Genomic DNA, 16773 nt, shown 5'->3' with positions numbered 1-16773 from the left:
GGCTCAAAACAGCCGGGACTTTTCATGAAATGTAGCGAGTTGGCCAAGCCAGCGAAGCTGAAGCTACCGGTTGACTTCCGTCGGCTCGTAGAGCCCCGGAATAGGATCAGGCACATTGGGATTGGCGTTCACCTCATTCTGCGCAATCAGATAGCGCTGCGGAATGTTGGGCGCATCAGTGCGTTTCTTGGGCACGCCGATCAGATTATTCGTGCGGCGCACATCGTTGTAGGGCTCAATCTGACCAATCAGACTCAGGTATTTCTCCGTCAGAATTTCCCGCAGCAAGGCTTGCTGCTGCGATTGGCCCGTATTCAGAAGCCCACCCAACGCAAAATCGGCCAGGGTGTAGGCAGCGTAAGTGCCACCTGTGAAGGTGGTGCGGTTGTATGCCCGGATATTGTTGAGCGAAGCCAATGCGCCGGTCAGGTCGTTGGCGCGGGCTTGGGCTTCGGCCAGGATAGCCTGTGTCTCGACGTAGGTAATAAGCGGAAAGTCAGCATCGGCCGCGAAGGCACCACCCTCCAGAATGTTCGGGTCGACGTCGCTGTAGCCAGCTTCGGTGGTGTAGAAATACTCGAAGCGGGCCGACTCATTTGTACGGGCATTATCGCGCTCACCCTGTAGCAGACGCACCCCATACGAGCCAGCCGCTCCCATATAGCCAGTACGGTTGATATCGATAAAGTCGTAGTAAGGGTTGGCGCTCGTGCTCACCGTACCACCGTACGGCATCAGCATATCTCCGTCGGGGCTGGCAATCCCAAGCCTTGCTTCGGCCGCCGCCTGCGGGTAGTTGCGCACGTGCATATAAAACCGTGCCTTCAGCGAGTGAGCCGCTGCCCGCCATTTGGCCAGGTCGCCGCCATAGTATATGTCGCGCTCCTGCGGATTAATACCAGTGCGTCCCAGGTTGGTAATGGCGGTGCTGAGTAAGGTTTGAACGCTGGCATAGATGTCGGATTGCCGGTCAAATGGAGCTGGCTGGCCCGGCTGCAAAGCTTGCGAGTAAGGAATGTCGCCCCAAACCGAGGTAGCCATCCCAATCATCTGGGCTTCGAGCACCTGGGCAATGCCCGTCAGCTGAAAATTCTGGACTGCCTCCGCCTTCTGGGTCACAATGCGGGCGTTGGCCAGCACCAGCGTGAAGGTATTGCTCCACATATTATCGTAGTCGCCCGATACGGTGGTGTAGTTCTGCAAACCCTCATACTGGCGGTCGGTGCCGGTGAAGTAGTCGCTAAATAAACCGGCCGTGCGGGCCATCTCGCCACTCAGCACAAAGCCTTCCGATACCTGCACCGCCGTCAGCTGTTGGTCGGCTGGGGCGTCCTGGGGGGCATTTGGGTTGATGTCGTAGCCCTCTGTAAGTTTTTCGCAACTGCCCAAGCCCACCAAAAGCAGGGCCAGCAGCAGATAATAACGCAGGGATGTTTTCATATGATTGAACGAGCAAAATCGTGGAGGAAGGTGTCAGGAGGCCCCTTCAGCACGTCAGTACTGAGAGCCTCCTGGCACTGCTTAAAAGTTGAAGTTCAGGGACATGATATAGGAGCGGGTGCTGGGGTTGTTGAAGTAGTCCAGCCCGCGGCCGTTGGATACACCCGTTAAGTTGGTTTCAGGGTCTACGCCGGTGTAGTCGGTCCACAAAGCCAGGTTGCGCCCCGTCAGCGACACGTCCACCGATTGGAGCTTGGCACGCTCTGTCAGCCAGGGAAGCTTCAGGCTGTAGGCCAGCGTGATTTCGCGCAGGCGGGTGTAGCTCACATTTTCGATAAACTGCTCGGCTGGTCCGGTAAAGCCATTGCCCAAGCCATTCCGATACCACTGCTCGTCGGCCACTACTGGTCCGGCCCCAAAATCGGTGACAGACCCGCGGAAGGTATAAGTGCCATCGGCATTGGGCTGGTAGCGCTGCGCTACCGTCTGGCTGTTCCACAGGCGCAGCGTAGCCGCATCGGCCGCCGATACTGTCGTTTCTGCTTCCGTGTCTTTGGCCGTACCGTAGGAGTAGAGCGCACCCTTGGTACCGTTCCACACGTCCAGGTTGTCGACGTGGTCGAACAACACATTCAGCGACAGGCCTTTGTAGCTAAAGGTATTGCCAAGGCCCCCCCGCCACCTAGGGTTGGGGTCACCAATTATGCCCTCGGTAGCGGCCTGAATTGGGAAGCCATTGGTATCGAATACCAGGCTGCCCGTTTCGGAGTTGCGCTCCCAGCGGCTGCCCCACAAGGCGCCCATCTGGTAGCCCCGCACGGCCCGCGACGAAGTGCCCGTGAAGCCATTGAGGAAGATAGACTCCGCGCCCGACAGGTCGGTTACCTCGTTGCGGTTGAGGGAGTAGTTGGGCGCAATATTCCACACAAAGCCATCAGGCTGATTGATAACATCGGCACCAAGACTTATTTCCAGGCCCTTATTTTCGATTTCGGCCGCGTTGGCACTCGTTGATACAAAGCCAGTTGTGGCCGCCACCGGCACGGTCAGAATAGCGTCCTTGGTGCGGTTGGTGTAGCCCGTAATGCTAAAGTTGATGCGGTCTTGCCAGAAGCGGAGATCCAGACCACCCTCCAGCTCGGTTTTGCGCTCCGGCTTGATTTCGGGATTGCCCTGCACGTTCGAGCGCACAAAGCCCCCACCGTAGTTGGCCGCATCCAGGGTGGTACCCCATCCATCGGCAATGATGTTAGCATCGCCGGGCACGTAGTAGGTGCGGGTGAGATAGGGGGTAGGCTGCACACCCACCGAGCCGTAAGCCAACCGAGCTTTACCGAAGCTCAACACTTTGTTCTCGGTGAAGGGCGCAAGCTTGGTAAACTGCCAAGCCAACGTACCAGCCGGAAAGAAAAAAGTGCTGCTGGTTTCGGGACCAAACGTGGAGGCAGTTTCGGCGCGGCCGGTGCCCGTGAGGTAGAGCTGGTTGAAGAAAGCCAGATCTACTTGCGCGTAGGCGGCCGCGGTACGCTGCTCCAGCACAAGGTTGAAGGGTTGGCGGCTGTCGGCGAGGGTGTTGTCCAGCTGAGGCGGCGAGAAGGGGTTAATAAAATTGGTCGCATTAGCACCCACCTGCTCGCCCCGCCGGATGTTAATATTGGCCCCCACCAGTAAAGTGCCCCCCAGGCTCTCGGAGAAATCATGGGTGGCGCGTGCGATCAGGTCGTTGTTGATCTGCGTCTCCTGAATCGTCGATTGCCCAATTTGCCCCGTAGGCGACTGCCCCGCCCCAATGGGATACACCGTGGAGCGCCGGTCGGTATAGGTGTCAACGCCCGTACGATTGATAATATTCAGCCAGTTCGTGGCATCATACGTCAGCTCCAGGGCCCCAATAAGCCGCTGCACCCGCGTCTGGTCGCGCACGTTATCGATGGTCCAGAAAGGGTTGTCGAATCCGGGGTTATTGCTGTTGCCCAGCTGATTACGGTACGAGGATTGGCGCCGGAGGAAGATATTGCCCTGCGGGTCGGTGTAGTCGCCGATGTAGTAGGCGTTGTTGAAGTCGGCAGGGCTACGAAGGCCCCCCAGGAAGATGCTGCTGCCACTGGAGCCCTGCTGCACCCTGTTGGAAAACGTGCGCGCATACGTGGCGTTTATACCTGCCCGGAACTTGGTGGCCAGCTGCCGGTCTACGTTTACCCGGAAGGTAGTGCGGTCGTTGTCGCTGTTGTTGCGCGCGATGCCCTCGGTGTGAGTGTTGCCCAAGCTGATGTAGAAGTTGCTGCGCGGGTCGCCGCCGCTGAGCGTGGCAATATTATCCCAAGTATAGCCCCGGCCAAATACCTCGTCGCTGTGGTCGTAGGTGTCGCGGCTGTTCTTGCCGCCGTGAGGGTTAGCAGCAGTACCGGCCGGAATGGCGAAGCGCTGCGTTCCATCGGCGAAGGTAATAAAGCCCTGGTAGCCAGGCGCGCCAGGCGTTGTAATAGCTGCATCGGCTCCCCCGGAGCGGTCGGCAATACGGTCGCCCCAGCTGCGGGCATTGCCCTGGGCAAACAAACCATTGAGACCTTGCCCGTAGCGCTGCTGAAGCTCAGGCACCTGGTTTATTTCGTCGATGCCGTAGGTGGTACGGTAGGAGAGGTTGAGCTTGTCGGCACTGCGGCCTTTTTTGGTGGTAATCACCAATACGCCATTCGCGGCCCGCGTACCCCACAGTGCGGCGGCGGCGGCTCCGCGCAGTACTTCCATAGAGGCAATATCGTCGGGGTTGATGTCATTGAGGCGCGACTGCTGCACGACACCCGAAATCTGGTTGGAGGCCGCCCCGCCACCGCTGGCCACAATACCGCCGGCGGTACCGGGCGTGTTTTCGCCCACCGACGTGTTGGATATCGGAATCCCATCCACCACAATCAGGGGCTGCAAATTGCCCGTGATGGTGCTGGCGCCCCGAATCTGAATGTTAGCGCTGGCACCGGGGTCGCCGGTAGAGCGGGTGATGAGCACACCGGGCGCCTTGCCCGAAAGAGCCGTGATGGGGCTGGTTTCGCCGGAGCGTACCAGCGCTTGCCCCTGCACCGTAGATTGCGCCGTACCAAGCCGGTCGCGGCTGGTTTCTAGGCCCAGCGCCGTTACGACCACTTCACCCAATTCGCGGGCAGAGGCCTCCATCGCCACATTGATAGTGCTGGCGTCGGTGATGGGCCGATCAAGGGTGGTATAGCCTATAAAGCTAAACGTAAGCGTAGTAGCTGAAGCCGGCACCGATAGAGTATAGCTGCCTTCCGAGTCGGTTGAGGCCCCGATAGTGGTACCCTTCACGAGCACGGTTACACCAGGCAGGCCGTTGCCCGTAGCACGGTCCGTTACTCGTCCTTGTAGCGTTCGATCCTGGGCCATCGCTAAGCGAAAAGTGGCCAAGACCATTAAGGTTAACAATAAGAGTTTTTTCATATCTAGGTTTCAGGTTTAAGGATGAGGCATGGTGTGTGGATAGAGTAAGTGGCGAAGAGTGGGAATGGTTGAGCTAGCGTTTGGTAGTCAGCGTTTTGTAGAATGAACGTCCCCGGTTAGTTTAGCTATGAGCCGGAGCAACATCAAGGATATTTCTCTGAAGTGAGTATTTGCAGATAATGTATTGATGAGCTTTTCTTGTGCTGAGAATTGTATTATTATAATGATGCAGTTGTATGGGGTGTAATTTTTAGCCTTGAAATTGTAGACACGATAATTCAAGCCCGCTGTTTGCAGCGGGTAATAATTGCTCTGAAGTGAAGGGTGCAGTAAGTAGCAGGCTGGCTTCGCCGCCGAGGCAGTGTATGCCTATACTTTAATAATACAGTCCGTGCAGGACGAAACCGCGCCGGGAGTTATATTCCAAAGCGGGGGCGGGCAGGTGGAAAATGCTAGCTACGTAGAACACGCGCTTGAGAAATTTGCTGCGCGTCGGAATACGCATCAGGTTTACATCGAAGCTCAAATAATACTGCCGGTAATCGTTGAGGCCCAGAATGGCGTTGGTAGCGGGGTCGTTGTACACCATTTGCTGAGCGCCGTAGCCCACGGCCGGTTGCAGCCACTTGGGCCATTTGCTTTCCTGCGGCAGCCACGCCGCTACGTCGGCGCAAAGCCAGTAGGTATGGCCGTTGTAGTCCTTCAGGTGCTGCTCGCCTACGCTCTTGCCCAGCACATTGGGCCGGAGCGCCGCGTATCGGGTGGTGCGGAAAGAGTATTTGGGCATTATCCGCACTTCATTCCATGCCAGCTGCTGAGCAATAAGTCCGGCCGAGCCCAGAAAATTGGCCCCCAGATCATACGCGGAAGCGCCATAAGCGGGGTCGCGGCCATCGAGCAGCTCTAGGGGGCTTTGGAGCAGGAAACCCACGAAGCCGCCATACCAGAGGGCTTTGCGGTCGGGCACGCCGGCCCAGCGCAGCATATCCACCGCGCCGCGGCTTTCGTGAAAAGCCCCCCAGAAGTGTCCGGCCTTGTCTAGCTGCTTCCACTCGCGGCTATCATCGAACCAATGAAAGGCAGTCCGCTCACCGGTATACCAGCTTTTGCTCAAGCCATACACGAGGCCCGTGTAGCTCAGCGCGAGTCCGCCCGCCAGGATGGGAAGGCGGTGGCTTATGCGGGCCGTATCGGCGGGTAGGGCTGAGTGGCGTAAGAGGGGAGGAGCCGGCGCAACTAAAGCCGTATCAGCATTGCTTTGGGCCTGGCAAATGACTGGTCTTAACCCACTTATTGCCAGAAGAAGCACTAAGCACCACCGGACTTTTATAGAAAAGCGAAAGAAAAGCGTCATGCGGGAGCTGATGACCTCGGGGGTCAGAACAATCAAAGCTACAAACAAATGGACGCGCTCAGGAGCTAAGCTAAACAGTTCGTTGTGTACCTTTATTCTTCTTGCTTATTAACGCTGAATGAAATGAAGCATTATGCTTTGTTCAGCTCTCCTGACTTCCCACCATCAATCCATTTTTAATGAAAACACTTCGACTTTTATTTAGCCTGCTTGTGCTACTAACGGGGCTTCCCGTAGCGTACGGACAGGTTACAACCCAGCCAGCCGTTTTTCTGGCTTCGGAGCCCGTCACGATCACCTTCAATGCCACGCAGGGCAACGGCGAACTAGCCAATTTCACCGGTGACGTGTATATCTGGACCGGCGTTATTACCAGCGGACCTACTGGCTCTACCTGGACCAACGTCAAAAGCCCCGCCTTCAACCAGCCCGACCCAGCGGCCAAAATGACGCGCTCGGCTACCAATGCCAACATTTATACTATCACCTTCACGCCGAATACTTTTTACCCCATCACGCCCGGCACCACGATTTATCGGCTGGGAATGATTTTCAAGAATGCGGACGGCAGTAAAGTAGGTCGGGGACCCAGTGGCGACATTTTCATCGATGTTGCTCAGGATCGGTTTAATCTGCGCTTTACCGCTCCCACTGGGCCGGGCAGCAATTTCTTCGTGCTGAATACGCCGACCACCGTTACGGGCAGCTCAATTGTGCCCGCCACGCTGGCTTTGTACCTGAATGGCGTGCAGCTGGGCGCCTCAGAGCCAAATGCAACCACCATCACCCGAACGGTGACGCTGACCGCGCCGGGGGCCAATACCATTCGCCTTACCGCTACGGACGCTAATGGTATAGCCGAAACACTGCTGACCGCACAAAGCCGCGAAGCTGTTGCCGTGGCGCAATTGCCGGTGGGGGCCAAAAAAGATGGCGTAACGTACTTGAATGGCGGCTCATCCGCGATATTGAGTCTGACGGCACCCAATAAGCAGTTTGTTTACGCCATTGGTGACTTCAACGATTGGCAGCCCACTACGGCGTCGGCCATGAAGCGGACGCCCGTGAGTGCTACCGACAATGCGCCCGACAACAGCAGCAACGGCCGCTGGTGGATACAGTTGGATAACCTCACGCCCGGCCGCGAATACACGTATCAGTACCTGGTAGATGGTGCCCTGCGTGTTGCTGACCCTTATACCCAGAAAGTACTCGACCCGAACAACGACCAGACGATTCCGGCAGTCACGTATCCGGCGGCTTTGTTGCAGTACCCGACCGGCAAAACCACTGGCATTGTCTCTACTTTTCAGTCAGGGCAGGCAGAGTACCAGTGGCAGGTTACGAACTTCCAGAAGCCGAAGCGTACCGATTTGGTGGTATATGAGCTGCTGGTGCGCGACTTTATTGCCCGCCACGATTACAAAACCCTCACGGATACGCTGAGCTACCTGCAACGCTTGGGCGTAAACGCCATTGAGCTGATGCCCATCAATGAGTTTGAAGGCAACGAAAGCTGGGGATACAACCCATCCTTCTACTTCACTCCCGACAAATACTACGGCACCAAGGATGACCTGAAGCGCTTCGTGGATGAGTGCCACAAGCGCGGTATGGCCGTCATCATCGATATGGTGCTCAATCACTCTTTCGGGCAGTCGCCGATGGTGCAGATGTACTTTGAAAACGGTGCGCCCACTGCCGGGAGCCCGTGGTTCAACCGGGCGGCTACGCACCCTTTCAACGTAGGCTACGACTTCAACCACGAAAGCTCGTTTACCAAATACTTCGTGGAGCGGGTAAATGAGTTCTGGCTACAGGAATACCGCATCGATGGTTACCGCTACGATTTATCGAAGGGCTTTACCCAGCGCAACAACCCCAACGACGTGAGTGCCTGGGGCCGCCGCGACGACTCGCGTATTGCCATCTGGAAGAACATCTACGATCAGATTCGCGCCATTGACCCCAACGTGTACTGCATTCTGGAACACCTGAGCGACAATGATGAGGAGAAGGTATTGGCTGACTACGGCATGATGCTGTGGGGCAATCAGAACGGCAGCTATGCCAACGCCGTGCGTGGCCTGAACAGCGGCTCCGACTTTAGCGGTGGCTACTACGCCAACCGCGGCTGGCAACAGCCCAACCTGATTACCTATATGGAAAGCCACGACGAGGAACGCCTGATGGTGCGGGCCGTGAATGAAGGCAACCAAAGCGGTGCCGCTCCCGGCTACAACGTGCGCGATGTGAATACCGCCCTGAGCCGCATGGGCCAGGCGGCGGCTTTCTTTTTTACCGTTCCCGGCCCCAAGATGGTGTGGCAATTTGGCGAGCTTGGCTACGACGTCGGTATCAACTTCAATGGGCGCGTCGGTAACAAGCCCATCCGGTGGGAATATCAGCAGGATCCGGCCCGTCGCAACTTGTACAACGTGTACCGGAGCCTGATTGAGCTGAAGAAAACGCAGTCGGTGTTTGAAAGCCCGGCAACCTACACGCAAAGCCTGAGCGGAACCACCAAAAGCATTCACGTGGCGAATGCCGACTTAAGTGTGACGGTTATCGGAAATTTTGATGTCGTGTCGCGTACTATTGCGCCCGGCTTTCAGAGCGCCGGCACCTGGTATAACTACCTCTCCGATGCTACTTTAACCGTGAGCGCCGCAGAGTTGAACACACCCATCACGCTGGGACCCGGTGAGTACCGCGTGTATACATCGCAGAAAGTGAACCGGCCGCAGGGCGTGGTATTATCGGCCAAGCGTAAGCAGGATTTAGTGTTGAACCTGACGGCTGCGCCCAATCCGGCCGCGGCCACCGCTACACTTCGCTACGAGCTGAAGACGGCCTCTCCGGTCGCGGTAACTATCACGAACCTGCTCGGGGCCAACGTGCGCACGCTGCCAGCTACCCCACGTCAGGCTGTAGGGGCCCACGAGCTGCCGGTATCGGTGGCGGGGCTGGCCAACGGCGTGTACTTCGTTCGTTTGAGCGCCGGGGGGCAAATTCAAACCACAAGATTGGTAGTTCAACACTAAAAAAGCCCCCCAAGAACCAAAAAGAGCGACCCTGCCAGCAGGGTCGCTCTTTTTTATTGGTAGCAAGTCTGGAAAGAAAGGACAGTGCCCCGACCTGCCAGCCGTGCATTCTACTTCTGTTTTTTAGTAAGGATGGTGTGATAATCCACCAGATCATCGATGGGGGAGCGGATGATTTTGCCCACTTCCATATCGTGGCTTTTGGCCACCTGAATCAGCGCGTCGCGGAAGTTGTAGCCTACCGAACCGATGCAGTTGAAGGTGTAATCCTGATAGTTAGGATATTTGGTTACCAGATTGTCGAAGAAAGCCTTGAAGCCGTCGAGCACTATTTCGCGGCAGTAGCTTACGTTGTTGTGGTCGTAGGCATACTTGGCGAAGCTGGCCAGAAAACGGTTGGGCAAAGGCTGATTATAGAGCCGATCGAGGATTTCGTCGCGGGTAAGGCCATAGGTTTCGCGGAAGTTTTCCTGCAAGCCATCGGGCAGAAAGCCACGCAAGTAGTCGCGGAGCAGCCGCTTTCCAATGAAAGAGCCGCTGCCTTCATCACCCAGAAAATACCCGAGCGAGTCGACATTCATCGCTACATTCTTGCCATCATAGATGCAGGAGTTGGTGCCTGTGCCTAGAATGGCCGCAAAGCCAGGCTTTGTGCCTAGCAGCGCCCGGGCGGCCGCCAGCAAATCATGATCAACTACTACTTCCGCCTTCGTGAATACCGCCCGCATAGCGGCGGCTACTATCTCCGCTTTTTTAGCCGATGAAATACCAGCGCCATAGTAATGCACTTCCTCAATTTTGTCCAGCTCCAGCGTGTCGGGCAGGTTTTTCTGCAGGGAGGCTTGAATACCCGCCGTATTAATGAAATCGGGGTTGTAGCCCTCGGTATTGAAGTTGATACGCGTACCCGCGTCGTCAATGAGGCACCAGTTCGTTTTGGTGGAGCCGCCGTCGGCAATAATGATCATAGAAGAAATGGTCTGAAGAACGGATGGGAAGATCAGGAAATGGGTTAGCTACCGTTGCGATGCCCGTAGCAGCAGAAGCGAAGCACGGAAAAGAATCTGGTAGATGAAAGCTTTACGCTTGAATAGCATGCTGGGGGGCTTTTTTTAGAGAAAAAGCCCCCCAGCATGCTATTCTCTGCTATTGGTATCTATAACAAGGAAACGGGAAAACAAGAAGGCCACCGCATCGCGGTGGCCTTCTGGGAATGATAAGTCAGATGAAACTGGTTTAGTTTTTCTTGAACGTGTAGCTGTAGTTACCAGCTCCTTTGCTCAGATCCAGCGTAATGGTGTAGTTGCCAGCACCGGGCACCGCAATATCATCGGCACCACCCTCTAGCAAGCCATCGCCCTTACCATCAACGAGTTTGTCGCCATAGTTGATGGCCCAGTCACTATTCGCACGAAACTTTATCTTTCCATCAGCCGAAAGGGTAGTAGTTACCGTCCAAACACCAGTGGCAGGATCGTACGTCATAGGCGTATCAGCATCCCACCCTTTGCTAGTAGCTGAACCAATCACAGCCCATGTGGTTTTTTCAGCCGACCAAGTCAATTTATCGGTGTTGGCTTTTATTAAATAATAGCCGGGTGACGGCACCTGTAAGTTGCCCGCGCCGCCGTCGGTAGAAAGGGTGTTATCTGCATCACCTTTTCCGTAGTTCGTACCAGACCAAGCAGCTACGCTTGTCAATTTGAAGTTTAAATCAGTTCCCGTAAAGTTGATGTAGCCTTCATATGTCTTTGTATTTGCTTTGTCTCCCGAAGCAATCAAAGGGGCCTTTTCCGGAGCCCAGCCCTGATAAGCGCCCGGTACCCAAAGTGAAGGGTAAACGATGGCAGCATTGGCGTTGTAAGGCTTGCCAGAAAGGGCAGTAACCGGGGAATACTTAGCTAATGCATTAGCCGTAGGGCTTGCGCCAAGGGCTGCTTTAGCGCGTACTTCCAATTCAATGGGGCTGTACTCTTTTGTCTTGTCATCCTGTACCGCACCCAAATCAATCATCAGGTTATTGATTTCATTTACCGTGAATGTTTTGGTAAGTGCCGCGCCAGTAGAATACGATTTGGGAGAGGCAAACTCATTCCCTTTTTTATCAACTTCTAAAGTGTAGGTAACCACTTCACCTTGGTAGCCAAACGAAACGGGTGTCCAAGAGTAGACCACGTAGGTCTTGTCCTTGTCCTCTAGCGTAAGGGGTACATTGGTGGATACAGTAGTGAGAGTAGTCTCTCGGCCGGGCTTTGCTACTATCTGATTTTCATCCTTTTCGCAGGAAGAGAGCAGTAGTACGGCTGTGCAAAGTCCCAGAATTTGGGTAAGCCAGTTTTTCATCTGTATGGGAATTTTTTTGAGGATTTGAAGAATCAAAACCGAATATCTAGAGTCGCTAGATATTCGGTTTTAACTACGTCGGTCAATTAGTAACCTGGGTTCTGCTTCAATGTAGGATTAGCAGTGAGGTCGGAAGATGGAATAGGGTAGAGGTTCAGCGCTTCAGATACAGGGCGTCCTTGTAATACACCACCTTTCCAGGGCCAGTTATACGTCACGTTGGTACCACCAAAGCGGCCGAAGCGAATCAGGTCGGTACGACGGTGGCACTCCATGTGCAGTTCACGAGCCCGCTCATCCAACAGAAAGTCCAGCGTTAACTGACCAGCAGTGATAGTGGATGCTTTGGCGCGTTGGCGCACGCGGTTAACGTAAGTCAGAGCATCAGCAGCACTTCCAGCACCGCCACGAACTACAGCTTCTGCGTACATCAGATACACGTCGCCAAGGCGGAACATAGGGAAGTCGGTATCGATAAACTCACCGGAGGTGTCATTGCCTTTGCCACCAGTTGAGGTTACGTTGCGATACTTCTGCAAGCCATAGCCATCTGTGAAGGTGAAAATATCGGTGTTCTCCTTCTTGTGGCCATCAGTCACAAAGTTGCGGGCACGGTCGTCATTGGCACCAGTTAGATCCGTGAACTTATCAGCAAGAGTAGACTTGGCGCGGAAGCCCGACCAGCCACCATTAACGCCATAAGCAGCAGGGTCCATCGTGCCATTGTTCACACCAGCGTGAACTAGGAAGGTCATGCCACCATACGTCTTCGTCCGCAATCCATCGAAAGTGATGGGGAAGATGATTTCGGAAGCGCCTGTTATGTTGTTGTTAGCTACAAACAGGTTGTTGTATACTGGTGTGAGCGTATAGCCTGAATCGATTACCTTCTTAGCATAGGTAGCAGCTTCCGTAAACTTTGGCTGACCAGTATACACTTGGGCATTCAGGTAGAGCTTAGCTAATAACGTCTGGGCAGCACCGCGGTCGGCACGGCCATACTCGTTCTGCCGAGCAGCAGCTAATTCAGGCTCGATAGCCAATAGCTCCGACTCAATGTAGCTAAATAGCTCAGCGCGGGTAGTTTGCTTCGGCAGGAATGCGCCTACTGGATCATTCTCGGTCACGAAGGGCACATTGCCATACATATCGAGTGCATGGAAATAGCTCAGAGCACGCAGAAACCGAGCTTCTGCCCGATACTGCTTAACGTTCTCCGCCAGCGCACCCGAAACACCACGTCCACTTAGCTTTTCGTCGGTGGTTTCACGAATGAACTCGTTGCAAACAGTCACCTGATAAAACAGGCGATTGTACATGGTGCGAACAAACGTGTTACTCGGAGTCCAGGTTAAGCGATTGAGCTCAGGCAGGTCACCGTCGTTCCACGCAATGATAGCCTCATCGGTAGGGAGCTCCTGCGTAAACCAATACATACGCAGGTAAGGGGAAGTACCTTCATCGAAACCGCGTAGATCGGGGGCACCACTAGGACCCTGCTGACCGCTAACCGCCAAGCCAGAATAAAGCTTCGCCAATACAGCTTCATAGTTGGCTGGATCATTATAAACTATGGCAGAGGTCGGATCAAATTCAGGCTCTCTGTCGAGATCCTTTACGCAAGACGAGAGGCCTAGCGTGGAGGTAGTCACCGCAATGGCTAATAAGCTCCTTATTAGTAAATTTTTCATGTCTGTTGAAGTACGAGGAAATTAGAATCCCAGATTTAGACCAACCGTAAACGTTCGCGGACGGGGGTAGAAGTTACGGTCGATGCCGCTGAAAATCTCCGGATCGAGCCCTCTATAGTCGCTGATAACGAACACGTTCTGAACAGCGAAGGTCAGGCCAAAGTTTAGCTTTTCGTTGAAGAGCTGTCCGCCGTTATAGCCAACAGTGATGTTGTCCATACGCACGAACGAAGCATTCTCTACATAGTAATCTGAGAAGAACTGGTTGTTGGCAAAGTTGGTCTCTAAAGCATTCGTAGAAACGTTGCCGAGGAAGTTATTCGGATCAAACAGGCCACGGTAAGTACCCCGGTCCGCGTATACGTTGTTGTACACGTAGTTATCGAGGTAGCTACGCATCGTGAAGGACAGGTTAAACTTCTGGTACGATACGTTGGAGCTGAGGCCCAGCGTAGTCTTAGGGTTAGATGACTTGTAGCGATACTTGTCTAGTTCCGTTACTTGGCCGTCACCATTTAAGTCGGCATACACTCCTTCGAGGGGATTACCTTCAGGACCATATACCTGCTTATACACATAGAACGAATTGGCAGGGTATCCTACAGAGTTGATCTGAATGCGGTTACCCGTACCACCTGAAATGTCGCCAACCAAATAGCCTGTGAAGTTAGGATCGGTAACGTCGCTTAAGCTGGTGATTTCGTTGTCGTTATAAGCCGCATTGAAGTTGACGCTCCAGTTGAAGTTTTCAGAGCGGACCGGTACAACATTCAGGGCAACTTCGATACCACGGTTTTCCAGCGTACCAATGTTGCGGGCAAACTCATTGATCAGGTTAGAACCTGCTGGAAGTGCTACGACTGCTAACAAGTCCTTGGTTTCGCGCTTGTAGACGTCAATCGAACCGGAGATGCGGTCATCCAGAATTCCGTAGTCAAGACCAGCATTATAGGTGGTGGTCTCTTCCCATTTCAGGTCTTTATTGTATCCTTCTGGGCGTTGGGTACTAATGTAACGAGGGGTACCATCAGCGTTATAACCAAACTGATATTGGGTATTCAAATCGCCTACGGTATAGCGAGCTAGGAAGGGATAGTTGCCGACAGCCGTTTCCAAATCCTGCTGACCTGTGATGCCGTAGCCAGCACGCAGCTTAAGTTGCGTTATCTTATCTACACCTTTTAGGAAGGTTTCATCCTTGATACTCCAGGCCAGACCAACAGCTGGGAAGTAGCCAAACTGCTTTCCTGGAGCAAAGCGAGAAGTACCGTCAGAGCGAAGCGTAGCCGTAGCTGTGTAGCGGTCCTTCAGGTTATAAACAGCGCGTCCAAAGAAGGAAACCAGCGTGTTCTGCGTCTTAAAAGGGAAAGGGAAGGCAGCTGGTGAAAACACAGTGCGGTCTTCACGAAGGTCGTCGAAGCGCGGCTCCTCCCGGATGAAATCCTGGTAAGAATAGCCCCCCGTGAGGTCGAGGCGGCTCCCACCAATTGACTTCACATAGTTCAGGTAGAAGTCGAGAAGCTTGTTGTAACGATCCTGGGCGTACTGGTTGTTTTCACCACCACGAGTAAACGAACGTGCTGCAATAGCCGGTACGAAGCGGGTGCCAACGCTGGAAGAGCGGTCAGTGCCGAGGTTTAATACGGCGCGCAGATCGGTGAGGAAAGGCAGGCGATAATCGAACTGCACGTTGCCGATGAAGCGGTCAACCGTGGCTTCATCGCGACGCAATTCTAATAAGCCTAGTGGGTTGCGGGTAGCCAATGCTAGTGGGTTACCATTCGCTTGAGTCCACTCGTAGTAGCCACCAAAGTTGTCACCAGTAACGGGCTTGGTCGGATCGAAGTTGATAGCGGCACCAATTGCCCCTTCGTCAGCGAAAAAGCTGTTAGCCCGGCTACCTTTTGCATTCAAAGTCAAACGCAGATTGTCCTTCAGCAGCACGGGCGTCAGGCTGATAGAGCCTGTGAAACGCTCCAAATTGCTCGTTCTCAGAATACCATCCTGGTTGAGATAACCAGCTGACACCCGGAACGGCAATTTGCCGAGCGCACCGGTCAAGCTGATGTTGTTGTCGGTCGTAGAAGCGGTTTGGAAAATAACATCCTGCCAGTTGGTGCTTGCTGCACCTACTTGCGCTTTTTGCGCCTCATTACCACGCTGATCAACTACGGCCCGAAATTGGTCGGCTGAGAGAACGTCTACTTCGTTGTACTTCTTGGCTATTGAGAACTGGCTGCTGAAAGCAACGGCCAATTTCTCACCTTGCAAGCCTTTCTTGGTGGTGATGATAATAACCCCGTTGGAAGCGCGCGAGCCGTAAATGGCTGTGGCCGATGCATCTTTCAAAACGGTGTAAGTTTCAATATCATTGGGGTTAATGGTGCTTAAGGGGCTAGCTGCTCCACTGATGCTATTGCCATCAATAGGAACACCATCAATAATGATCAGCGGCTCGTTGGTAGCATTCAGCGAAGCACCACCACGAATACGAATGCTGGTAGCCGAGCCAGGAGCACCGCCACCCGATGTGATTTGCACACCAGCTACTTTGCCGTTAATCAGCTGCTCGGGGTTGGTGATTTGTCCCTGCACGAAGTCTTTGGAGTCAACGGTAGCTACGGAGCCTGTCACGTCTTGCCGGCGCTGCGTACCGTAGCCAACCACTACTGCCTCATTGAGCAGGGTAGTATTTTCACCTAGGGTTGCGTTTACTTCCGTATTCTGACCTGCTGTGACGGCAACCGGCAGACGCTTTGTTGTATATCCAATAAAGGATACGACCAAGGTCTGCTGGCCCGCCGGCACGTTTTGGATAGAGAAAGTGCCGTCGGCATTTGTGGAGTTACCAAGTGAAGTACCCTCAATCAGTACTGTCACGCCGGGTAATCCTTGGCTCTGCTCGTCCAGTACCCGACCACTCACGGAGCCGGTCTGGGCGAACGCGCCGGTAAACCCGGCACAGATGAACAAAAGGAGAAACAGTAGTTTCGCCAGGTAAGGGTGTTTCATTGAAAAAATGTTTGAGGTGGGAATAAAAGAACCGGCTAAGCCGGGCAAGCAAAAAGGTGGGTGGAGAAATGAAGAATCACTACGGCCGGCGGACCATAAAATTCAGACTTGGCTATTTCTGCCCACATTCTAAAATGGTGAAAAAACTGCGCAAGTTAAAGGTTTGACGTTAAAAAATGCAATTAATTTAAGCTGTCATTTATTTAAAACTGCCTGATTTATTTGTGTCAAATTCAACATTACCAACTGCAATTTTCGGAATTGCGGAAGTGTCTAAAATACCTTTCTGTATTTGTTGAGCCTGATAAATCAGCCCCGTCGTACTTATCAACCACTCATTCAATCGCCGTGCACATAACTGAGCGCCCTACTACTGAGTAAATTTATAATGTCAAGAAAAACACAATCGATAATTAAATTTCATTAGCTTTTGGTA

Annotated in this window: 8 protein-coding genes; 1 reads left to right on the top strand and 7 read right to left on the bottom strand. The window is 53.8% G+C overall.

Features of this window, described 5'->3' with window-relative positions:
• Nucleotides 1-63: 63 nt before the first annotated feature.
• The 3 genes from IEW06_RS10125 to IEW06_RS10115 form a co-directional block, all read right to left on the bottom strand.
• Complete coding sequence (locus IEW06_RS10125) at nt 64-1440, bottom strand: SusD/RagB family nutrient-binding outer membrane lipoprotein (protein WP_188548209.1); 1377 nt, start codon at nt 1438-1440, stop codon at nt 64-66.
• An 81-nt stretch (nt 1441-1521) separates the two neighbouring features.
• On the bottom strand, nt 1522-4893 hold the full coding sequence (locus IEW06_RS10120; RefSeq protein WP_188548208.1) for a SusC/RagA family TonB-linked outer membrane protein: 3372 nt from the start codon (nt 4891-4893) through the stop codon (nt 1522-1524).
• A gap of 376 nt (nt 4894-5269) precedes the next feature.
• Complete coding sequence (locus IEW06_RS10115; protein WP_223284594.1) at nt 5270-6283, bottom strand: YfiM family lipoprotein; 1014 nt, start codon at nt 6281-6283, stop codon at nt 5270-5272.
• Nucleotides 6284-6426: 143 nt separating this feature from the next.
• Here IEW06_RS10115 and IEW06_RS10110 point away from each other — a divergent pair, with 143 nt between their 5' ends.
• Nucleotides 6427-9291 (top strand): alpha-amylase family glycosyl hydrolase, encoded by a 2865-nt coding sequence (locus tag IEW06_RS10110; RefSeq protein WP_187732434.1) that lies wholly within the window; start codon nt 6427-6429, stop codon nt 9289-9291.
• A gap of 110 nt (nt 9292-9401) precedes the next feature.
• Here IEW06_RS10110 and IEW06_RS10105 read toward each other — a convergent pair whose 3' ends face one another.
• From IEW06_RS10105 to IEW06_RS10090, 4 genes are all read right to left on the bottom strand, one after another.
• Nucleotides 9402-10259, bottom strand: a complete 858-nt coding sequence (locus tag IEW06_RS10105) for an N-acetylglucosamine kinase (protein ID WP_187732433.1) — start codon at nt 10257-10259, stop codon at nt 9402-9404.
• A 268-nt stretch (nt 10260-10527) separates the two neighbouring features.
• Complete coding sequence (locus IEW06_RS10100) at nt 10528-11670, bottom strand: SusE domain-containing protein (protein ID WP_229743091.1); 1143 nt, start codon at nt 11668-11670, stop codon at nt 10528-10530.
• A gap of 50 nt (nt 11671-11720) precedes the next feature.
• On the bottom strand, nt 11721-13325 hold the full coding sequence (locus tag IEW06_RS10095) for a RagB/SusD family nutrient uptake outer membrane protein (RefSeq protein ID WP_188548207.1): 1605 nt from the start codon (nt 13323-13325) through the stop codon (nt 11721-11723).
• A gap of 21 nt (nt 13326-13346) precedes the next feature.
• Nucleotides 13347-16337 (bottom strand): SusC/RagA family TonB-linked outer membrane protein, encoded by a 2991-nt coding sequence (locus IEW06_RS10090; protein WP_187732431.1) that lies wholly within the window; start codon nt 16335-16337, stop codon nt 13347-13349.
• Nucleotides 16338-16773: the final 436 nt, after the last annotated feature.

The sequence above is a fragment of the Hymenobacter qilianensis genome (assembly GCF_014638675.1).
In the GTDB taxonomy this organism is placed as follows: domain Bacteria; phylum Bacteroidota; class Bacteroidia; order Cytophagales; family Hymenobacteraceae; genus Hymenobacter; species Hymenobacter qilianensis.
The sequence above is the reverse complement of the archived record's forward strand: the minus strand, read 5'-3'. Positions and strand labels throughout refer to the sequence as shown.